At 60.9% G+C, this 19,845-nt stretch carries 17 protein-coding genes and 1 pseudogene; 6 read left to right on the top strand and 12 right to left on the bottom strand.

The window, feature by feature from the left end; genetic code table 11:
• Nucleotides 1-15: 15 nt before the first annotated feature.
• The 3 genes from AC54XV_RS20130 to AC54XV_RS20120 form a co-directional block, all read right to left on the bottom strand.
• Entirely contained in the window at nucleotides 16-1,047 is a 1,032-nt protein-coding gene (locus tag AC54XV_RS20130; protein ID WP_024661129.1) for a purine-nucleoside phosphorylase, read from the bottom strand.
• Nucleotides 1,048-1,073: 26 nt separating this feature from the next.
• Nucleotides 1,074-2,036 carry a nucleoside-specific channel-forming protein Tsx gene (locus AC54XV_RS20125; RefSeq protein WP_496717184.1) on the bottom strand — a complete coding sequence of 321 codons (963 nt, stop codon included), beginning with the start codon at nucleotides 2,034-2,036 and terminating at the stop codon, nucleotides 1,074-1,076.
• Between the two features lie 180 nt (nucleotides 2,037-2,216).
• The gene (locus AC54XV_RS20120) at nucleotides 2,217-2,681 is read right to left on the bottom strand and encodes a CopD family protein (RefSeq protein ID WP_024661127.1); all 465 of its coding nucleotides are present in this window, start codon (nucleotides 2,679-2,681) and stop codon (nucleotides 2,217-2,219) included.
• A gap of 107 nt (nucleotides 2,682-2,788) precedes the next feature.
• Here AC54XV_RS20120 and dinG point away from each other — a divergent pair, with 107 nt between their 5' ends.
• The 5 genes from dinG to AC54XV_RS20095 all read left to right on the top strand — a co-directional run bounded on the left by dinG (nucleotide 2,789) and on the right by AC54XV_RS20095 (nucleotide 8,839).
• The gene (gene dinG / locus AC54XV_RS20115; protein ID WP_003402334.1) at nucleotides 2,789-4,933 is read left to right on the top strand and encodes an ATP-dependent DNA helicase DinG; all 2,145 of its coding nucleotides are present in this window, start codon (nucleotides 2,789-2,791) and stop codon (nucleotides 4,931-4,933) included.
• Nucleotides 4,934-5,041: 108 nt separating this feature from the next.
• Nucleotides 5,042-6,190, top strand: coding sequence for an EstA family serine hydrolase (locus AC54XV_RS20110; RefSeq protein WP_024661126.1), 1,149 nt, complete (start codon nucleotides 5,042-5,044; stop codon nucleotides 6,188-6,190).
• A 154-nt stretch (nucleotides 6,191-6,344) separates the two neighbouring features.
• Nucleotides 6,345-7,505 (top strand): OmpA family protein, encoded by a 1,161-nt coding sequence (locus tag AC54XV_RS20105; RefSeq protein ID WP_011268698.1) that lies wholly within the window; start codon nucleotides 6,345-6,347, stop codon nucleotides 7,503-7,505.
• A gap of 74 nt (nucleotides 7,506-7,579) precedes the next feature.
• The gene (gene pdxH / locus AC54XV_RS20100) at nucleotides 7,580-8,227 is read left to right on the top strand and encodes a pyridoxamine 5'-phosphate oxidase (protein WP_003402338.1); all 648 of its coding nucleotides are present in this window, start codon (nucleotides 7,580-7,582) and stop codon (nucleotides 8,225-8,227) included.
• A 147-nt stretch (nucleotides 8,228-8,374) separates the two neighbouring features.
• The gene (locus AC54XV_RS20095) at nucleotides 8,375-8,839 is read left to right on the top strand and encodes an outer membrane lipoprotein (RefSeq protein ID WP_003314430.1); all 465 of its coding nucleotides are present in this window, start codon (nucleotides 8,375-8,377) and stop codon (nucleotides 8,837-8,839) included.
• A gap of 220 nt (nucleotides 8,840-9,059) precedes the next feature.
• Here AC54XV_RS20095 and AC54XV_RS20090 read toward each other — a convergent pair whose 3' ends face one another.
• The 8 genes and pseudogenes from AC54XV_RS20090 to AC54XV_RS20055 all read right to left on the bottom strand — a co-directional run.
• Nucleotides 9,060-10,673 carry an NAD(P)/FAD-dependent oxidoreductase gene (locus AC54XV_RS20090; protein WP_003402342.1) on the bottom strand — a complete coding sequence of 538 codons (1,614 nt, stop codon included), beginning with the start codon at nucleotides 10,671-10,673 and terminating at the stop codon, nucleotides 9,060-9,062.
• A 97-nt stretch (nucleotides 10,674-10,770) separates the two neighbouring features.
• Entirely contained in the window at nucleotides 10,771-11,451 is a 681-nt protein-coding gene (locus AC54XV_RS20085) for a COG3650 family protein (RefSeq protein WP_003314432.1), read from the bottom strand.
• A gap of 256 nt (nucleotides 11,452-11,707) precedes the next feature.
• A complete protein-coding gene (locus AC54XV_RS20080; RefSeq protein WP_024641388.1) occupies nucleotides 11,708-12,409 on the bottom strand; it encodes an ABC transporter ATP-binding protein in 702 nt (233 codons plus the stop codon).
• Nucleotides 12,410-13,177, bottom strand: coding sequence for a high-affinity branched-chain amino acid ABC transporter ATP-binding protein LivG (livG, locus tag AC54XV_RS20075; protein WP_024640013.1), 768 nt, complete (start codon nucleotides 13,175-13,177; stop codon nucleotides 12,410-12,412). It lies immediately after the preceding gene.
• Nucleotides 13,174-14,439: a high-affinity branched-chain amino acid ABC transporter permease LivM gene (locus tag AC54XV_RS20070; protein ID WP_011268694.1), complete on the bottom strand. Its 1,266-nt coding sequence runs from the start codon at nucleotides 14,437-14,439 to the stop codon at nucleotides 13,174-13,176. The genes livG and AC54XV_RS20070 overlap by 4 nt, the downstream gene beginning before the upstream one ends.
• Nucleotides 14,436-15,359, bottom strand: coding sequence for a high-affinity branched-chain amino acid ABC transporter permease LivH (gene livH / locus AC54XV_RS20065; protein WP_011268693.1), 924 nt, complete (start codon nucleotides 15,357-15,359; stop codon nucleotides 14,436-14,438). Before livH ends, AC54XV_RS20070 begins: the two co-directional genes overlap by 4 nt.
• 227 nt (nucleotides 15,360-15,586) lie before the next feature.
• Nucleotides 15,587-16,711 carry a branched-chain amino acid ABC transporter substrate-binding protein gene (locus tag AC54XV_RS20060; protein WP_011268692.1) on the bottom strand — a complete coding sequence of 375 codons (1,125 nt, stop codon included), beginning with the start codon at nucleotides 16,709-16,711 and terminating at the stop codon, nucleotides 15,587-15,589.
• A 75-nt stretch (nucleotides 16,712-16,786) separates the two neighbouring features.
• Nucleotides 16,787-17,038, bottom strand: a pseudogene (locus AC54XV_RS20055) (hypothetical protein); the annotation flags it as partial.
• Here AC54XV_RS20055 and AC54XV_RS20050 point away from each other — a divergent pair.
• A complete protein-coding gene (locus AC54XV_RS20050; RefSeq protein ID WP_011268691.1) occupies nucleotides 17,037-17,342 on the top strand; it encodes a DUF2288 domain-containing protein in 306 nt (101 codons plus the stop codon). The pseudogene AC54XV_RS20055 and the gene AC54XV_RS20050 sit on opposite strands and share 2 nt — an antisense overlap.
• Before the next feature lie 150 nt (nucleotides 17,343-17,492).
• Here AC54XV_RS20050 and AC54XV_RS20045 read toward each other — a convergent pair whose 3' ends face one another.
• On the bottom strand, nucleotides 17,493-19,784 hold the full coding sequence (locus tag AC54XV_RS20045; protein ID WP_496717183.1) for a putative bifunctional diguanylate cyclase/phosphodiesterase: 2,292 nt from the start codon (nucleotides 19,782-19,784) through the stop codon (nucleotides 17,493-17,495).
• Nucleotides 19,785-19,845: the final 61 nt, after the last annotated feature.

The raw sequence follows: 19,845 nt of genomic DNA, 5'->3' as shown, positions 1-19,845 counted from the left end.
TCGCTTCACATCATATTATTGCGGTACGCCTTTTTCCCAATTCTTCCAGTCGCCGACAATCGCCTGCACCAGCGGGTTACCGGTGCGGTAGAGGTTTTCCAGCGCCGGGACGAAGGCACCCTGATCGGCGTACTTGAGCAGGTTGTCCACCTCGCTGTAACCCGGATACGGACGATCGAAGTCGGAGCCCGCACGTACGACAGCCAGGCGATTGACATCGACCTTGCCGGCCTTGCTCGCTCGCAACAGAGCCTCGTAGGTGGAGTTATCCTCCTGCTGGGTGGTGCAATACTCGCCTTTACCGTCGGTCAGCAGCTTGGTCCAGACTTCCGCACGCTCGCTCAGACGCGTCCCGGAAAACCAGGTATTGCCCGCCAGCGTGTCGCACTGCGTGACCTGCGGCGGCTGGTTGGCCGGCGCATAAGGGTATTTGACGCGCCACGCGGCGGATTCCTTGCTCTCGCTGAGCGTCACCTTGTGCGATAGGGCAAACGCCTTGGCCTGCAGCTTGGGGTTGAGCTCGAAGACTTCGGTCTTGTAATCCAGTGGCGGCTTCTCGTTCGGGCCCTTGGTGTTGATGCCCAGATAACCGGTCGGCCATTCCTTGGGCACATCGCGGGAGTCGATTTCCCACTGCGTGCCGAACTCCACCAGATAATGCGCCCAGGCCGTGGTGCCGAGTGTGCCGCGGTGCGGGTTGATGCCGGCAATGCCCGCGACAATGAAGTACGTCTTGCGCAGGTCGAATTGCGGCGACAGGGCCAGCGCCAGGGTCGATGCCGCAGCGTTGGTCTGGCCCATGCCGGTGACCAGCAGGCACACGTCCTGATCATTGCAGCGTATGGCCGGGTACTCGGCGGCAAGGCCGGGCACCTGGATTTCCTTGGTCAGGTGCAGCCGGTCGATCCAGTTCTGTGCTTCGGGCGCAAACATCGCGATCAGCATGACCTTGGGTGTGACCGGTGCCACCGGTGCGGTAGCCGCCCAGACAGCCGGGCTGAGCAGTGCCAGCGTGGCGCAGAGCGTGTTGCGAGTGGTGTGTTTCATGAAAACTCCTGTCGTCATAATAAGGTTCAGAACTGGTAACCCACGCCTGCGTAATAGCCCCAGCCATCGGAGCGCGCGCGGAAGTTGCCATCGCCGAAGTTCAGCTCGCTGCCGTCCTGCCAGTTGCCGCCGTTGTGGAAGTAGCGGCCAACCAGGGTGAAGCGCAGGTGCGTGAAGGCATAAAGCAGCACATTGGTGGCGACCGTGGAGTTGCCGGTGCGTGCCGGATCGTTCTTGAGGTCCGAGCCGAAATCGAAGTTGGTGAAGCCGATGTAGGTCAGCGACGCACCGTTATCGAAGGTGCTGATCGGTACGATGTATTTGAGCTGCGCGCGGTAGCCGTCCCACGAGTACTCGTTGCTGGCGCCGTAGTTCTCCCACTGGTAGCGGCCATAGAAGTTGGCTGACAGATTGACCCGCGAGTGGGTATCGATGTCAGTGCCCAGGCCGCTGTACAGGGTGTTGGCCCGGTTGGCCGTATTGCTGCCGTGGTCATAGATCCAGTCGAAGGCGACGTACCATTCCTTGAACGGCCCGACGGCCAGACTGCGCCCGGCGAGGTAGTCGATCGAGATGCGTGGCTCGTGCTCCATGAACAGCGGCGAGCCGTGGTCCCAGACGCCTTTGTCATTATCGTTGCCGATGCCGAGGATCTTCGGTACGTCGACATAGCCATACAGCTCGAACGGCCCTTTGCGGCCGAAGTATTCGTACTCCAGGTAGATGTCATCGTTGGGCTTGGGGCCGAAGCTGATGTCCTTGCTGCCGATCAGCGTCAGGTCCTGGTTGAACCAGTCTGAAAAATACGCGCCTTTACCTTCCTTGGGCGAGGCGGGCGGGCTGAGTGCTTCGCCTTGCGCCGAGTCTTCGGCGGTGGCGGGTGCTGCCAGGACGCTGGTACAGGGCAGCGCCGCGGCGGCGGCGGCGAACAGCAGAGGCATGAGAAATCTTGAGGGCGTTGCGGGTCGAGTGAATGGCGGCTGTGGCATTGAAGCTCCTTTTCGTGGGCGCGTACTGCTGATCGCAAGCGTTTGCACAGCCCATGCCAAACTGTTTCAAGATGTTGAATGCCTTGGATATCAGGTGCAGAAGATGACCGATCGGGCAGGAAAACGCCCGCAAGCTGTGCGCGGTGTCACCGCCAGTGCCCCGTGATGTTCCGTTTTACCTCAAAGGCCCGGACGAGCAGCGGCGAGCATGACCACGGCCAGACCGATCATCAGGTTGATGCCGGCGAGGCGGCGGATATTGCCCAATGCTGCCGCGCCCTCGGCCCACTGTTCGGCTTCCACGGCGCGACGCAGCTCAGGCAGTTGCAATGACTGGATACGCAAAAACAGCGCAACCATGACGACGTATAGGCCCATCATGATCTGCACATAACGCGGCGCGGTTTCAAAGCCGGTGAAGTTGAGCTGAATCATGCCGATGCCGGTTATCGGCAGCAGCACCACCGCGGCCCAGACCCAGGCAAAGAAGCGCGGAAACACCTGGACCCACACTTTCAAGCGAGAAGGGCCTTCAAGTGCTGCAATGACTGCCGGGCGCAACACCATCCAGGCGAAAAACATGCCGCCAACCCACACCAGAGCAGCCAGCAGATGCAACGTATAGACAGTAGAAAAAGCGGTCATCGGACACTCCGTTCTGCGCGGATGGATTTAGCGCGCTATGATAGCGCCCACTCAGAACTACTGAAAATTTATCCAGCCTTTTTAGCCGTGCCCCCGAACCGAAGCCAATGATCAGTACCGAACTCAAAACCCAGATCCAGGGCGCTTACTCGCGTTTCCTCGAAGCCAAGAGCCTCAAGCCACGCTATGGCCAGCGATTGATGATCGCTGAAGTCGCCAAGGTGCTGGGGGACATTGACACCGATGAAGAGGGCCGTCGTTCGGGCGATCCTGCGGTAGTGGCCGTCGAAGCCGGAACGGGTACCGGCAAGACCGTGGCTTACGCGATCGCCTCGATCCCCACCGCCAAGGCGGCAGGCAAGCGGCTGGTGATCGCCACCGCGACCGTCGCCCTGCAGGAGCAGATCGTCTACAAGGACCTGCCGGACCTGATGCGCAACAGCGGTCTGAATTTTACCTTCGCCCTGGCCAAGGGGCGCGGGCGTTACATGTGCCTGTCCAAGCTCGACGCATTGCTGCAGGAAAGTGACGCGACCAACGCGACCGCGCAGCTGTTCGAGGAAGAAGGCTTCAAGATCGAAGTCGATGAGGCCAGCCAGAAGCTTTTCACCAGCATGTTGCAGAAGCTGGCGGGCAACAAGTGGGACGGCGATCGCGACAGCTGGCCGCAGGAACTCGCCGATCAGGACTGGGCGCGTCTGACCACCGATCACAGCCAGTGCACCAACCGGCACTGCCCCAACTTTCAGCAGTGCGCCTTCTATAAAGCGCGTGAAGGCATGGGCAAGGTCGATGTGATTGTCACCAACCACGACATGGTGCTGGCCGACCTGGCACTGGGCGGCGGTGCGGTGCTGCCGGACCCGCGTGACACCCTGTATGTCTTCGACGAAGGTCATCACCTGCCGGACAAGGCCATCGGCCACTTTGCCCACTACACCCGATTGAAATCGACCGCCGACTGGCTGGAACAGACCGCCAAGAACCTCGCCAAGCTGCTGGCCCAGCATCCGCTGCCCGGCGATCTGGGCAAGCTGATCGAGCAGGTGCCGGAGCTGGCCCGCGAGATCAAGGGCCATCAGCAGTTCATGTTCGGTGCCTGCGAGCAACTGGCGGATTTCCGCGCCGGTGAGGACATGCAGGGCCGCGAGCGTCCACGTCACCGCTTTGTCGGCGGCGTGATTCCCGAGCACATTCGCGAGATGGGCATCGAGCTCAAGAAGGGCTTCGCGCGCCTCGACGACCTGTTCACGCGCCTGACCGAGCTGCTCAAGGAAGGCATGGACGGTGAGGTCAACATCGGCATCGCCAGCCATCAGGCCGAAGAATGGTATCCGCTGTTCGGCAGCCTGCTGGCTCGCGCGCATGGCAACTGGGAATTGTGGACAGCCTTCACCGCCGAAGACCCGGAAGACAGCCCGCCAATGGCGCGCTGGCTGACCCTGGCCGACAGCGGTGCAATGTTCGATATCGAGGTCAATGCCAGCCCGATCCTGGCGGCGGAAATGCTGCGTCGCAATTTGTGGAACATCGCCTACGGAGCGCTGGTCACCTCGGCGACCCTGACCGCGCTGGGCAAGTTCGACCGCTATCGCATGCGCGCCGGCCTGCCCAAGGGGGCGGTGACCGCGGTGGTGCCAAGCCCGTTCCATCACGCTGATGCCGGCGTGCTGCGCGTCCCCGACCTCAAGGCCGACCCGCGTGACTCGGTGGCGCATACCGCCGCGATCATTCGCGACCTGCCCGGTCTGGTGGAAGGTTCGCGAGGCACGCTGGTGCTGTATTCGTCGCGCAAGCAGATGCAGGATGTGTTCGACGGCCTGGACCGTGACTGGCGCAAGCAGGTGTTCATTCAGGGCAACCTGTCCAAACAGGAAACCCTCAACAAGCACAAGGCACGCGTCGACAGCGGCGAGTCCAGCGTACTGTTCGGGCTGGCCAGCTTCGCCGAGGGTGTGGATTTGCCCGGCGCCTACTGCGAACACGTGGTCATCGCCAAGATCCCGTTCGCGGTGCCGGATGACCCGGTCGAGGCCGCGCTGGCCGAGTGGATCGAAGCGCGTGGCGGCAACCCGTTCATGGAGATCGCCGTGCCCGATGCCTCGTTGCGTCTGGTGCAGGCCTGTGGCCGCTTGCTGCGCACCGAAGAGGACCGCGGCACCATCACGCTGCTGGACCGGCGGGTGGTCACCCAGCGCTATGGCAAGGCGATTCTCAATGCGCTGCCACCGTTCCGCCGGGAAATAACGTGAGCCAAAGATGAAGAGCATTTCACATCTGTTCCCAAAGCGCTCGATCACTGAAACAATACGGGCCGTTTAGCCTGTCGCCAGGCTCATGTTGCAGTCAGGAGTCAGCCGTTGCAGATCCAGGGTCATTACGAACTTCAATTCGAAGCAGTACGTGAAGCCTTTGCGGCGCTCTTTGACGACCCTCAGGAGCGCGGCGCTGCCTTGTGCATTCAGGTCGGCGGCCAGACCGTCATCGATCTGTGGGCGGGCACCGCCGACAAGGACGGTGCCGAGGCGTGGCACACCGACACTATTCTCAACCTGTTCTCTTGCACCAAGACCTTCACCAGCGTGGCCGTTCTGCAACTGGTCGAAGAGGGCAAGTTGAAGCTGGACGAACCCGTGGCCAGGCTCTGGCCCGAATTCGCCGCGGCGGGCAAGGCCTCTATCACTCTTCGCCAATTGCTCTGCCATCAGGCCGGCCTGCCCGCGTTGCGTGAACCGTTGCCTGCCGAAGCGCTTTACCAGTGGGACACCATGACCGCCGCCCTGGCAGCCGAAGAGCCCTGGTGGACCCCGGGCCAGGGGCATGGTTATGCGGCGATCACCTATGGCTGGCTGGTGGGCGAGATGCTGCGCCGCGCCGATGGCCGAGGCCCGGGGGAGTCCATTGCGGCGCGTATTGCCCGCCCGCTGGGGCTGGATTTTCATGTGGGCCTGGCCGATGACCAGTTTCATCGCGTTGCCCACATCGCGCGTGGCAAAGGCAATGCCGGTGACGACGCTGCCCAGCGCGTGCTGCAGGCGACGATGCGCGAGCCGGCTTCGATCACCGCCAAGGCGTTTACCAACCCGCCGTCGATCATGACCAGCACCAACAAGCCGGAGTGGCGGCGCATGCAGCAACCGGCGGCCAACGGCCACGGCAATGCGCGCAGTCTTGCCGGTTTCTATAACGGTTTGCTCGATGGCAGCCTGCTTGAAGCAGACATGCTCAGCGAGCTGACCCGTGAACACAGCCTCGGTCAGGACAAGACATTACTGACCTCGACCCGTCTGGGACTGGGCTGCATGCTCGATCAGCCGGGCGTTGCCAATGCGACTTACGGCCTGGGGCCCAAGGCCTTTGGCCATCCGGGGGCGGGCGGTTCGGTAGGGTTTGCCGATCCCGATCACGAGGTTGCCTTTGGCTTCGTTACCAATACGTTGGGGCCCTACATTCTGATGGACCCACGCGCTCAGAAACTGGTCGGGGTTCTGCGTGAGTGTTTGCAGTAAGTATCGGCTATAAGTGCTTGTTTCATACCGACTGTCAGTTAAATGGCTGTAACAGGAACCGTACGACGGTTTCTTTTTCCAACTGCATCTTTATGCATGTTATACCGGCGTAGTTACGTCCTTCTGTCTGATCAAAAACCGTTGCGGGTTACCCATGTCGTCTAATAAAAGCCTCGTTCTCGCCCTGTGCATCGCCGTGACCGGCTGTGCCCAAACCCCACAATCCGACTCTGCTGCAACCGGAGGCCATTGGTGGCAGTTCGGTTCCGGCAGCGAGTCCGCTGACGCAGGCACCGCTGCCAAGGCTCCGGCACCGAGCCCGGCGCCCGCTCCGGTTGCCAAGGCTGCTGCAACGCCGCCACCTGCGACGGGTGCTGAAAACAGCGCGCCGTGGTACTGGCCGTTCGGCTCCAGCGACAGTGCTCAGGCCAAACCTGATGCCGTTGCCGACAAACCGGCAGCCAAGCCAGCGGCGCCGTCGATGGTCGCCAAGTCGGAAACCGACACCAAGTGGTGGTGGCCGTTTGGCAACGACTCCGCCAAGGACGAGCCTAAAGCGCTGCCGATGCCTGATCCGAAAGTGACCCAGGCGTGGCTGGACGAGTACGAGCCGCGCCTGCGCGCTGCAATCAAGGACAGCCCGTTCCAGCTGGAGCGCCGCGAAGACCTGCTGGCAATCACCGCGCCAGTCGACAGCTCGTTCAACCCTGACCGTCCAGCCATGCTGCTGCCCAACACGCTGGGTCCGATCACCCGTCTGGCCAAGGTGGTCGAAGGCGATCAGAAAACTGCCGTGTTGATTCTCGGTCATGCCGACACGTCGGGTCCTACCGACGCCAACCAGAAGATCAGCCAGGAACGCGCGCAGTCGGTTGCCGCGATTTTCCGTCTCAGTGGCCTGGAGCGTAACCGCCTCAGCCAGCGTGGCATGGGTGCGGTGATGCCGCGCGCCGCCAACGACAGCCTGCAGGGTCGTGCGCTCAACCGCCGGGTCGAGATTCTCATGACGCCGCAGGACACCATGCGCGCGCTGATGAGCCGCTATGCACTGCCGCCAGTGGCGCCGACCATGGTTGCTACCCAGGACGTCAAGCCGGTTGCTCCGGCACCTGCCGCCGCACCGGCCAAGAAAGCCGCTGCGAAGAAAGACACCGCCAAGAAAGCTGCACCGGCCAAGGCCAGCACCGCCAAGAAGGCCGCGCCAGCCAAGACCACCGCAGCGGCCAAGAAGCCGGCAGCGACCAAAGCGGCGGCCAAGGCTCCGGCCAAGAGCACAACGCCCGCCAAGAAGGATGACAGCCAGGCCAGTAACTAAGCCTGTCAGCACCCACGCGGATCGTCACTGACGCTTCGCGTGGAGTCGATCCGTGCCCTCGCAGGAACCAGACCATGACCCAGACCCTGGCCGATATGCGCCGTGATTACACGCGCGACGGGTTGACCGAAGCGCAATCGCCGGACGAGCCCTTTGCACTCTTCCATGCATGGTTCGCCGATGCGGTGAACACCGAGCAGCCGCCTGTCGAGGCTAACGCCATGACATTGGCGACGGTTGATGAGGAAGGACGTCCACATTGCCGCGTCTTGCTGCTCAAGGGCCTCGACACTCAGGGTTTCACGTTTTTCACCAACTACGAAAGCGCCAAGGGCCAGCAACTGGCTGCCCGTCCATTTGCCGCGATGACTTTCTTCTGGCCGACACTGGAGCGCCAGGTGCGTATCGAGGGGCGGGTCGAGAAAGTCTCTGCGCAAGAGTCCGACGCTTATTACCAGGTGCGCCCCCTGGGCAGTCGTCTGGGGGCATGGGCCTCGCCACAGAGTCGTGTAATCGCGGATCGCGACGAACTGGAAGGCCTGATCAGACAGACGGAACAACGCTTCGCAGACACCCAGCCACACTGCCCCGAGCACTGGGGTGGCTATCGTCTTTTGCCCGAGCGAATCGAGTTCTGGCAGGGTCGCTCCAGTCGACTTCACGACCGTTTGAACTATCGTTTGATAGACGACAGATGGACACGTGAGCGCCTTGCACCCTGATTGAATTATTCGTTTGGCCAATCGTCTGAGCGTTATACGGGCTATGGCTGTATGAGGCCTGAATCAATTTAATTTGCAGGCTCGGGGCCGTGACAGCACCTTTGTCGGGTAGTCTAATGGCCACTGATTCCTCTGGAGATTCCTTTTATGCGCAAGTCTGCTCTTCTGGTTGCTTCGTTCACTGCCATGGCTCTGACGCTGGGCGGCTGTACCTCGAATCTGACCGGTGATTCCTACTCCCGTGACGAGGCCAGGACCGTACAGACAGTTCGCATGGGGACGATCGAATCCTTGCGTCCGGTCAAGATCGAGGGCACCAAGACCCCGATCGGCGGCGCGGCGGGTGCAGTCGTTGGTGGTGTGGGCGGTAGCGCCATCGGCGGTGGTCGCGGCAGTATCGTGGCAGCGGTGATCGGCGCAGTGGCCGGTGGTTTGCTGGGTTCGGCGACCGAGGAAGGCCTGACCCGTACGCAAGGTGTCGAGATCACCGTGCGTGAGGACGACGGCAGCATGCGTGCCTACGTGCAGCAGGTTCAGGAAAACGAGATTTTCCGGGTCGGCGAGCGCGTGCGTATCATGAGCGTCAACGGCACCAGCCGCGTTACCCACTGATCTGCAACACCGCACAGCAAAACCCCGAGCCGCAATGCTCGGGGTTTTTTATTGGTGCGCCAGGCATGGCGCGTGAATATCGTACCAATGCTCTGCGTTGGCATGCAGTTCTGGACGCTCCGCGTCCGATCCTGACGGTGAACCGCAGCTTTTATGTGTGACGCGGCGCGTCACGAAATACATTCCCGCACGGATCGCGGGAACGATAGTCACCCTGGGCTCAGCCCTCGATCCCCAGCATGTCCCGCACCAGCGCTTCGGCCACCCGAATGCCGTCCACGCCAGCCGAGAGAATCCCGCCCGCATAGCCAGCGCCTTCACCGGCCGGGTAAAGGCCTTTGGTGTTCAGGCTCTGCATAGTCGGCCCGCGGGTAATGCGCAGCGGTGCCGAGGTGCGGGTTTCGATGCCGGTCAGCACGGCGTCGTGCAGCGAGAAGCCTTTGATCTGCTTGTCGAATGCCGGCAGGGCTTCACGAATGGCTTCGATGGCAAAGGCGGGTAGGGCCTCGGCAAGGTCCACCAGCTTCACGCCCGGCTTGTAGGACGGTTCAACGCTGCCCAGGGCTGTCGAGGCCCTGCCGGCAATGAAGTCGCCGACCAGTTGCGCAGGGGCCTCGTAACTGCTGCCGCCGAGCAGATAGGCGTGAGACTCCAGACGCTCCTGCAATTCGATACCGGCCAGCGGGCTGCCCGGGTAGTCCTGTTCCGGCGAGATACCGACCACGATGCCCGAGTTGGCATTGCGCTCGTTGCGCGAGTATTGGCTCATGCCGTTGGTGACCACTCGGCCGGGCTCTGACGTGGCTGCCACGACCGTGCCGCCAGGGCACATGCAGAAGCTGTAGACCGAGCGGCCGTTGCTGGCGTGGTGCACCAGTTTGTAATCGGCTGCGCCGAGCTTCGGGTGACCGGCATATTTGCCCAGTCGCGCGCGGTCGATCAACGATTGCGGGTGTTCGATGCGGAAGCCCACCGAGAACGGCTTGGCTTCCATGAACACGCCACGGCCGTGCAGCATGCGGAAGGTGTCACGGGCACTGTGGCCCAGCGCCAGAATCACGTGCCGGGACTCGAGCTGTTCGCCGCTGTCCAGCTGCACGCCCAGCAATTGGCCATCCTCGATCATCACGTCGGTCACGCGCTGCTGAAAGCGCACTTCGCCGCCGAGCGCTTCGATCTGATGGCGCATGTTCTCGACCACACCGGTCAGGCGGAACGTGCCGATATGCGGTTTGCTGACATAGAGGATTTCTTCCGGCGCGCCGGCCTTCACGAACTCGTGCAGCACCTTGCGGCCGATGAATTTCGGGTCCTTGATCTGGCTGTAAAGCTTGCCGTCGGAAAAGGTCCCGGCACCGCCCTCGCCAAACTGCACGTTGGACTCGGGGTTGAGTACGTTTTTGCGCCACAGCGCCCAGGTGTCCTTGGTGCGCTGACGAACTTCGGTGCCGCGCTCGAGGATGATCGGCTTGAAGCCCATCTGCGCCAGCAGCAGCCCGGCAAAGATACCGCAGGGCCCGAAACCCACGACGATCGGGCGCTCTGTCAGCCCCTCGGGAGCGTGACCGACGACTTTGTAGCTGACATCAGGTGCCGGGCCGACGTGGCGGTCGTTGGCCAGCTTGCGCAACAGTGCCTCTTCATCCTTGACCTGGAAGTCGATGGTGTAGATGAAGCACAGCTCGGAAGACTTTTTGCGCGCGTCGTAACTGCGCTTGAAGAGGGTAAAGTCCAGCAGTTCGCCGCTGTCGATACCCAGGTGCTTCAAGAGCGCAACGCGCAGGTCTTCTTCCGGATGATCGATCGGCAGCTTGAGTTCGGTGATTCGTAACATTAAGGGGTCCAGTTTTCGGGCCGCAGGTTCAGCCCGACAGCACTACAAGAACCGGCGATTATAAGCGCTGAACCCCTTTGGCGGCGAGCCTGGGCGATCAGTCGTCGCGTGAACCGCCGTAATAACCGCAGCCACGCTGGGCCTGGCCGTTGATGCGCAGCTCTGCGGTGAGGTGTTGCACCGAGCCGTCGACGCTGTCGACGCAGCGCTGTGGTGCGACCCATATCTCGATACGCTGGTTGTTGGCTTCGCTGCTGACGCTGAAACTGCCGTCCGGCAGCTTCTCTTCCACGTAGGGCAACGCCAGTGGCGCGACGCCCTCGCGCTCCAGAACCATGCCCTTGCCGCTGACATTGACGTTCCAGGCGGGTTTGTTGCCATTGACGTGCAATGTCAGGCGTTTGAAGTTGAGGTCTTCACAGGCCTGGCCTGGACGTTCGACGCGGTACAGCTGATGCAGGTCCAGCTGACCGTCACTGTTGGCCGCCTTGCTCGCGGCAAAGCTGCCGCGCAGATCGGCAAACACCGTGCCCTTGCTGTCCGCCAGCGAGGCCGCCTCCTGCAGAATGCCGGTGTTGCCGCGATCCTTGACCACGTAGCGACGCTGCTCGTTACACGGCTTGAACAGCAACTGGCCGTTCTCCCCGGTCAGATCGCCCTGCATGCGGAGCATGCCCGCCGTGGAAACCTTCGGTTCCTCGGTCTGTTTACCGAGCAACTGACACCCGGCAAACAGCGGTAGAAGAGCAAATACGAGGACGGAACGGGCAGCAAACATGATGTGGTCTCCAGACAAGTGCCGCCACGTTACTCAGACTGGAGGTGCATCACAAGGGCCTGGATGCTTATCGCGCGAGCAGTGGCTTTGACTATCGTGCAGGCCTGACTCTGACAGTAGGAGCGAACGTGTTCGCGAAAGGGCCGTTTTGTTCGACGAAAATACATCGTTTAAACGAACGCCTTCGCGAACAGGCGAAGCGTCGGCCGATTCGCTCCTGCAAAGCCGTTTCGGCCTCTCGGGACGTGGCGTGCGCTTAGCCGCCCAGATACGCGTCCCGCACTTTCGGATCGACCAGCAGTTCTTCGCCTGTGCCTTGCATGACCACGCGGCCGTTTTCCAGTACGTAGGCGCGGTCGGCGACTTTCAAGGCCTGGTTGGCGTTCTGTTCGACCAGAAATACCGTCACCCCATCGCGGCGCAGCTGTTCGACGATCTCGAAAATCTGCTGGATGATGATCGGCGCCAGACCCAGTGAAGGCTCGTCCAGCAACAGCAGCTTGGGCTTGCTCATCAGTGCGCGACCGATGGCCAGCATCTGCTGTTCGCCACCGGACATGGTGCCGCCGCGCTGATTGAAGCGTTCCTTGAGGCGTGGAAAAAGCTGCAGGACCTTGTCCATCTGTTCCTGATAATCCTCCTTTTGCGTGAAGAAACCGCCCATTGCCAGGTTCTCTTCAACGGTCAGGCGCGCAAATACCCGGCGGCCTTCCGGCACCACGGCAATGCTCTTGCGCATGATGATCGACGACTCCAGCCCGACCAGTTCCTCGCCCATGTAGCGAATACTGCCGCTGTGGGCGCGCGGCGAGCCGCACAGGGTCATCAGCAGGGTGGACTTGCCCGCGCCGTTGGCGCCGATCAGGGTGACAATTTCACCCTGGCGTACTTCCACGTTGACGCTGTGCAGCGCCTGGATCTTGCCGTAGAAGGTGGAAACGTTTTCGAACTGCAGCATTTACGCTTCCCCCAGGTAGGCTTTGATCACATCGGGATTGTCACGAATCTGCTCCGGCGTGCCATCGGCCAGAGGCGTGCCCTGGTTGATCACCACAATGTGGTCGGAAATGCTCATCACCAGTTTCATGTCATGCTCGATCAGCAGGACCGTCGCGTTGTGCTCGCTGCGCAACACGCCGATCAGCGCTTTCAGATCATCGGTTTCCCTGGGGTTCAGACCCGCCGCCGGTTCGTCGAGCATCAGAATGCGCGGACGCGTCATCATGCAGCGGGCGATTTCCAGGCGGCGTTGCTGACCATAGGCCAGCGTCCCGGCAGGGCGATTGGCGAATTCACGCAGGTTGACCGCCTCAAGCCAGTGCTCGGCGTAGTCCATGGCTTCACGTTCGCTGCGGCGAAACGCGGGCGTCTTGAGCAGGCCGGACAGGAAGTTGGTGTTCAAATGCCGGTGCTGGGCAACCAGCAGGTTTTCCACGGCGGTCATGTCCTTGAACAGGCGCACGTTCTGGAAGGTACGCACCACGCCCTTGCGCGCGATCTGGTGACCAGCCAGGCCCTGGATCGGCTCACCGTCGAGCAGAATGGTGCCCGCGCTCGGCCGGTAGAACCCGGTCAGGCAGTTGAAGACTGTGGTCTTGCCTGCGCCATTGGGGCCGATCATCGATACGACCTGCCCCTGATTGACGGTCAGGGCAACGCCATTGACCGCCAGCAGGCCGCCAAAACGCATGCTCAAGCCGGTGGCTTGCAGTAATGGGCGGCTCATTTCGGCAGCTCCGCTTTCAATTTCATTTCGGGACGCTGCATCGGCAGGAACCCTTGTGGACGCCAGATCATCATCAGCACCATCAGCGCGCCGAACATCAGCATGCGGTAGTCGCTGAACTCACGCATCAGCTCAGGCAACAGGATCATCACGATGGCCGCCAGAATCACGCCCAGTTGCGAGCCCATGCCACCCAGCACCACGATGGCCAGAATGATTGCCGACTCGATGAAGGTGAACGATTCCGGGGTGATCAGACCCTGACGTGCAGCAAAGAAGCTGCCTGCGAAACCTGCGAACGCAGCGCCAAGGGTGAAGGCCGAGAGCTTGATCACGGTCGGGTTCAGACCCAGTGCGCGACAGGCGATTTCGTCTTCGCGCAAGGCTTCCCAGGCCCGGCCGATCGGCATGCGCAGCAGGCGATTAATGACGAACAACGCCGCCAGTGCCAGCAGCAGGGCGATCAGGTAGAGGAAGATGACCTTGTTGATCGAGTTGTACGGCAGGCCGAAGAACTCGTGGAAGGTCTGCATGCCTTCAGCAGCCTTGCGCTCGAAAGTCAGGCCGAAGAAGGTCGGCTTTTCGATGTTGCTGATGCCGTTCGGACCGCCGGTGATATCGGTCAGGTTGCGCAGGAAGATGCGGATGATCTCGCCGAACCCCAGCGTCACGATGGCCAGATAGTCGCCGCGCAGACGCAACACCGGAAAGCCCAGCAGGAACCCGAACAGCGCCGCCATCAGCCCCGCGATCGGCAGGCAGATCCAGAAGCCGAGCCCGTAATAGTGCGACAGCAGGGCATAGCTGTAGGCGCCGACCGCATAGAAACCGACATAGCCCAGGTCAAGCAGACCTGCCAGGCCGACCACGATATTCAGGCCGAGGCCGAGCATCACGTAGATCAGGATCAGCGTGGCAATGTCCACCGCACCGCGCGACCCGAAGAATGGCCAGATGAAGGCCAGCACGATCAGCGCTGCCAGGCCCCAGCGCTGGGTTTTCGGCTGGGTCAGGAAGTCGCTGGTCTTTTGCGGGATCAGCGGTTTGTCGGAGCCGCGACGCAGGCCGCTGATCTGCTCGGCAAACAATACGCGCAGAAACAGCAGGACCGAACACACGGCAATAATGGTCAGGGTCAGCGGGCTGGCGTTCTGCACTTGCAGGGTGACGCCGGAAAAGGCCAGTTTCAGGCCAAACACCGGGTAGGCCACAGCCCAGACCAGTGCGGCGCTGAACAGCGCCTGTTTGAAAGACTTGCTCATACTTTCTCAACCTCCGGACGACCCAGAATGCCGGTCGGTCGGAACAGCAGCACCAGGACCAGCAGGCCGAAAGCCACGACGTCCTTGTACTGATCACCAAAAATGTCGGCACCGAAGGCTTCGGCGACGCCCAGCACCAGACCACCGAGCACGGCACCCGGGATCGAACCGATACCGCCCAGTACTGCAGCCGTGAAGGCTTTCAGGCCGACGAGGAAGCCGGCGTTGGGGTTGATCACGCCGTATTGCATGCTCAGCAGCATGGCGGCGACGGCGGCCAGTGCAGCACCGACCACGAAGGTCAGGGCGATGATGTTGTTGGTGTTGATGCCCAGCAGATTGGCCATCTTCATGTCCTCGGCGCAGGCGCGGCAGGCGCGGCCCATTCGCGAGCGGGAGATGAACAGGGTCAGGCCGGTCATGGCCAGCAGGGTGACGACGAACACCACGATCTGCATGTAGGAAATCAGCACTTCCTCGGCGCCACCAGGCCCGAACGAGAGGCTGCCGGGCAGCAGGTTGGGGATGGCGAAGTTGCCGGAGCCCTGGGAAAGCTGGACCGAGTTCTGCAGAAAGATCGACATGCCGATGGCAGAAATCAGGGGGATCAGACGGTTGCTGTTGCGCAACGGACGGTAGGCCACACGCTCGATGCTGTATCCGTAGGCACTGGTCACGATGATCGCAGCGGCAAAACCGGCAATCATCAGCAGCGGCAGGCTGTGAATACCCAGCATCGCCAGACCGGCGAGTGCCATGAAAGCGACATAGGAACCGATCATGTACACCTCGCCATGGGCGAAGTTGATCATTCCGATGATGCCGTACACCATCGTGTAACCGATGGCGATCAATGCATACGTACTGCCAATGGTCAGGCCATTGACCAGCTGCTGCATGTAGTGGAATAACTCGGGCATTTACCGCGCTCCTAAAAACCTGATCTGCATTTCTCTGACGTGCGCCGGGGTGGCATTCTGTCGATGCGTAGCCTGTTGCGCTATCAAGGAACCGCTATTGACGGTTTTAAGATTTTCAGGGGGCCTCGTGCATACAGTTCGGGTTGCCGAAACCTGCGTACGGGCCTGGATTCGTAAAACAAAGCCCACTGCGCTGGCAGTGGGCTTTGAGGGTTAACGCAAGCAGCTTATTTGGCGGCTTCGGTCTTGGGCTTGCCGAAGTGCCACTCGTAGACCACGAACTGGAAGTTCTTCAGGTCACCTTTTTCGTCGTAGCTCAGCTCGCCCATTGGCGTCTTGAAGGTACCGGCGTGGATGGCAGCAGCCACCTTGGTGGTGTCTTCGGACTTGGCGGCAGCGATGCCGTCAGCAATGACCTGTACGGCGGAGTAGGACGGGTACACGAACGGGCCGCTCGGGTCCTGACTCTTGGCCTTGAAGGCCTCGGTCAGCGCCTGGTTGGCCGGGTCCTGGTCGAAGGATTTTGGCAGGGTGACCAGCAGGCCTTCGGAAGCTTCGCCAGCAATTTGCGAGATCGACTCGTTGCCGACGCCTTCAGGGCCCATGAACTTGGCGTTCAGGCCTTTTTCCTTGGACTGGCGCAGGATCTGGCCCAGCTCAGGGTGGTAGCCGCCGTAGTAGACGAAGTCGACGTTGGCCTGCTTGAGTTTTTGAATCAGCGAGGAGAAGTCCTTGTCGCCAGCGTTGATGCCTTCGAACAGTGCAACCTTGACGCCTTTTTTCTCCAGCGTTTGCTTGACGGCTGTCGCGATACCTTCGCCGTACTGCTGCTTGTCGTGGATCACTGCAACGATTTTCGGCTTGGCGACGTCGGCAATGTAGTTGCCAGCGGCCGGACCCTGGGCGCTGTCGAGACCGATGGTGCGGAACACCAGTTTGTAGCCGCGCGCGGTGATTTCCGGGCTGGTGGCAGCCGGGGTCACCATGATGATGCCTTCGTCTTCGTAAACGTCGGAGGCTGGCTGGGCGGAGCTGGAGCAGAGGTGGCCGACCACGTATTTCACGCCGTCGTTGACCACCTTGTTGGCGACCGCAACGGCCTGTTTCGGATCGCAGGCGTCATCATATTCGACGGCTTCAAGCTTTTTGCCATCTACGCCGCCTTTGGCGTTGATCTGCTCGATGGCCATCCTGGCACCATTGAACTGCATGGTGCCGTATTCGGCGACAGGGCCGGTCTTGGGGCCGGCGATGCCGATCTTGATGGTGTCAGCTGCGAACGAATGGCTGGCAACCCCCGCCATAACCAGTGCGGCAAACAGCCTTGAAAGCTTATTGGTACCCTTAGTCATGATGCTCCACTCTTGCGTTGTAGTTTTTATAATCCTGATGGCCAAGGCTCCAGGACCGATTCGATCACCGGTTGTCCCGCACCGCCAACTGTACCGGAACAGTTTAGAGCGCCGTTCGCGGGCTTGGAAAGCCGGGCGTCCGGGGACAAACCTGTGCGTGTCGCCTAATCGAAAGAAAGTTACAGAATCGAACCGCTTGAGTGTCTGAAATCACTTCAGATCCATAAGGTTATCTGCACTTCCCTGCGATAAATCGCCTGCTTCTGGGCTTGCCGGTGGGAAACTCGGCGCTATCATTGCGCCGATTTTCTTTTTGGTGAAACCCATGACGCAAGAACCTAGCACCCTCTATGCCAAACTGCTTGGCGAAACGGCCTCAATCACCTGGACTGAATTGCAACCATTCTTTGCCAAGGGTGCCCTGTTGTGGGTCGAGCTGCCTCTGGATTTGATCGAAGTCGCCGAGGCAGTGGCCGAAAATGATGCAGCCAGGGTGTCTGCATGGCTGGCTGAAGGGCAGGTTGGCAAGGTGTCTGAAACCAAGGCGCTTGAGCTGGTGGAGACAGATCCAGTGCTGTGGGCTGTAGTAGTGGCACCCTGGGTATTGATTCAAAACAGGGCGCAGGAATGATTTGCGCACCAGTTGGGTGCCTTGCGGTTTTCGCGGGTGAGTTGGAAGGTAACTCTTTGGCAGCCCGCGTAGCGTAAAACCACACCTTTCGAGGTGGCGGTTTCAGCGGGCTGTGCTGGCTTTTCGGCGATGGTTCCATGCAGCGCCGCTTCAGGTGCGAACAGGTCTGTGACTGGCGAAATCGTCACTGTCAGACAGTTCGGCGAACACATCCGATGCTTCTGGTATCCCGATGTCAGGTCCGTGGGCATACGGTGGTGGCAGGGCAGACCACTGCAAGCTGGCCTCACGCTCATTCATCTGTCTGGCAAGGGGCAGGATTCGCTCCAGCGGCTGAGGCCTGCTGAACATATAACCTTGTACGTAATCACTGCCAAACTGCCTGAGAAACTCCAGCTGAGCCTGGGTTTCGACGCCCTCCGTCACGACTTTCAAGCGCAGGGTATGCGCCATGACGAGGATTGCCTGAACGATTTCCATATCCTGCGGTGACTGGGGAATGTCGATAATGAACGAACGGTCGATCTTCAGCGTGTCCAGTGGCAGTCGCTTGAGATAGGCGAGCGACGAGTAACCCGTGCCGAAGTCGTCGATCGACAGGGAAACACCCAGGCTGCGAATGTGCTTGAGCATCAGGATGGTGTTGCTGATGTTGCCCATCAAGGCATTTTCGGTGACCTCCAGTTCCAGCCGTCCAGGCGCTGCGTCAGCATCGGCCATTGCCCGTTCAACCTCTTCGACCAATTCGTTGCGGCCCAGCGTCAGCGCTGAGCAGTTGACCGAGATGATCAGCTGTTCCAGCCCTTCCTGATGCAGAGTGCGCAGGTCGTGACAGGCGCGGCGCAGCACCCAGTTATCCAGCTCTGCAATCAGGCCGTTGGCTTCGGCAATGCCGATGAAGCGGGCGGGTACCAGCAGGCCGTGGTGCGGATGATTCCAGCGCACCAGCGCCTCGAGCTTTGCAACGTGGCCGGTGCGCATGTCGACGATAGGCTGGTAGTACACCTGCAGCCCCGTGCCTTCGCGCAGGGCATTGCGCAGTTCTTCTTCCAGTTGCAGCTCCAGACTGGCCTTGGTCTTGAGCGCCGGGTTGAAGAAGTTGACGCCGTTGCGCCCTTTGTCCTTGGACTGGTAGAGCGCGAGGTCCGCGTGCTTGAGCAGCTCATCGCAGGTCGAACCGTCACGCGGGAACACGGCAATACCGATACTGGTGGTCATGACCATGCGTCTTCCTGCCAGCGCGATGGTCTCTTTCATTTTTTGCATGACCCGATGGGCCAGGTGTCGTGCCTCTTCGTAGTCCGGAATGCTCAGCAGGATGCAGAATTCATCGCCGCCGAAGCGCGCTACCACGTCCTGAACCCGGGTAGCACCACGGATGCGGTCGGCTATCACTTTGAGCAGCTCGTCACCCGCATCATGGCCCAGGCTGTCATTGATGCGCTTGAAGTGGTCGATGTCGAGGAACATCACTGCGAGCATGCCGTTGTTGTAAGTGTGCTCCTGCAGCTTCTCGGCGAAGATCTGATTGAAACCGCGGCGGTTGATCAGATTGGTCAGCGGGTCGTAATGCGCAACCTGCTGAAGCGAGACGCGTGCCTGATCCAGCTGGGTAAGCAGTGCATTGACCCGCTGCAGGTCATGCTCCTTGCCTTGCAGTTTCTTGTCAGCCATTGCCGCACTGATGCTGCCGGCGATGATCAGCAGGGCGATGGCCGCGATGGTCAGCCCCAGCTGTTGGCTGTTTTCGGTGGCGGGCCCGTGCAGCTCAGTGCCTTCCGGGATCACCAGCCGCAGCGCCTTCATGCCCATCAGGTGCATGGTCAACAGGCCCGCGCCCAGCAGAAGGCTGACCGCATATCGGAACATCTGATGAAACATGCCGTTGTACTGGCGCAAGTGCCGCGGCAGTGTCAGGAGCGCAATGCTGGAGAGGACTGCGACCAGAATCGACAGGGCGAACATCCGCGGCTCGTAGTACTGCGTGGCAGTGGAGCGCATGGCCGACATGCCCAGGCAGTGCATGACGCTGATGCCGACCCCCATCACCACCGCGCTGATCAGGCAGCGTCTCAGAGTCAGTTCCGGGACTGTCAGTGCTCGCATGGCCACCAATGCGGTAATCAATACGATCAGCAGGGAAATCAGCGTGATGGAGAGGTCGTAAGCGATTTTGAGCGGTGCCTGAAAGGCCAGCATGCTGATGAAGTGCATCGCCCACACGCCACCGGCCAGGCACAACGCGCCCAGCGCTTTCCAGAGGCGACGGCTTTTGAGGGCGTCGACCTGGATGACACGGTCCGCAATATCCAGCGTGGCAAAGCACGCAGCACAGGCCACGCCGTAAGCCAGCGCGACCAGAAACAGGTTGTGACTACAGTCGATCAATAATTGCACGTCCGCTGGTGGGTCAGCGAATACGTTCAAACCCAGCCAATCCATAGCTTGCCCTATTCTCACTGCAAGGGCGCCAGGGCTGAAAGCCTGGCGTTGTAAGGTGAGT

Source organism: Pseudomonas fragariae (ex Marin et al. 2024) (assembly GCF_059621105.1).
The sequence above is the reverse complement of the archived record's forward strand: the minus strand, read 5'-3'. Positions and strand labels throughout refer to the sequence as shown.

Coding starts and splice junctions, on each gene's coding strand:
- AC54XV_RS20130 (WP_024661129.1), bottom strand. CDS start 1,047: ATGAAACACACCACTCGCAACACGCTCTGCGCCACGCTGGCACTGCTC.
- AC54XV_RS20125 (WP_496717184.1), bottom strand. CDS start 2,036: ATGCCACAGCCGCCATTCACTCGACCCGCAACGCCCTCAAGATTTCTC.
- AC54XV_RS20120 (WP_024661127.1), bottom strand. CDS start 2,681: ATGACCGCTTTTTCTACTGTCTATACGTTGCATCTGCTGGCTGCTCTG.
- dinG (WP_003402334.1), top strand. CDS start 2,789: ATGATCAGTACCGAACTCAAAACCCAGATCCAGGGCGCTTACTCGCGT.
- AC54XV_RS20105 (WP_011268698.1), top strand. CDS start 6,345: ATGTCGTCTAATAAAAGCCTCGTTCTCGCCCTGTGCATCGCCGTGACC.
- pdxH (WP_003402338.1), top strand. CDS start 7,580: ATGACCCAGACCCTGGCCGATATGCGCCGTGATTACACGCGCGACGGG.
- AC54XV_RS20095 (WP_003314430.1), top strand. CDS start 8,375: ATGCGCAAGTCTGCTCTTCTGGTTGCTTCGTTCACTGCCATGGCTCTG.
- AC54XV_RS20090 (WP_003402342.1), bottom strand. CDS start 10,673: ATGTTACGAATCACCGAACTCAAGCTGCCGATCGATCATCCGGAAGAA.
- AC54XV_RS20085 (WP_003314432.1), bottom strand. CDS start 11,451: ATGTTTGCTGCCCGTTCCGTCCTCGTATTTGCTCTTCTACCGCTGTTT.
- AC54XV_RS20080 (WP_024641388.1), bottom strand. CDS start 12,409: ATGCTGCAGTTCGAAAACGTTTCCACCTTCTACGGCAAGATCCAGGCG.
- livG (WP_024640013.1), bottom strand. CDS start 13,177: ATGAGCCGCCCATTACTGCAAGCCACCGGCTTGAGCATGCGTTTTGGC.
- AC54XV_RS20070 (WP_011268694.1), bottom strand. CDS start 14,439: ATGAGCAAGTCTTTCAAACAGGCGCTGTTCAGCGCCGCACTGGTCTGG.
- livH (WP_011268693.1), bottom strand. CDS start 15,359: ATGCCCGAGTTATTCCACTACATGCAGCAGCTGGTCAATGGCCTGACC.
- AC54XV_RS20060 (WP_011268692.1), bottom strand. CDS start 16,711: ATGACTAAGGGTACCAATAAGCTTTCAAGGCTGTTTGCCGCACTGGTT.
- AC54XV_RS20050 (WP_011268691.1), top strand. CDS start 17,037: ATGACGCAAGAACCTAGCACCCTCTATGCCAAACTGCTTGGCGAAACG.
- AC54XV_RS20045 (WP_496717183.1), bottom strand. CDS start 19,784: ATGGATTGGCTGGGTTTGAACGTATTCGCTGACCCACCAGCGGACGTG.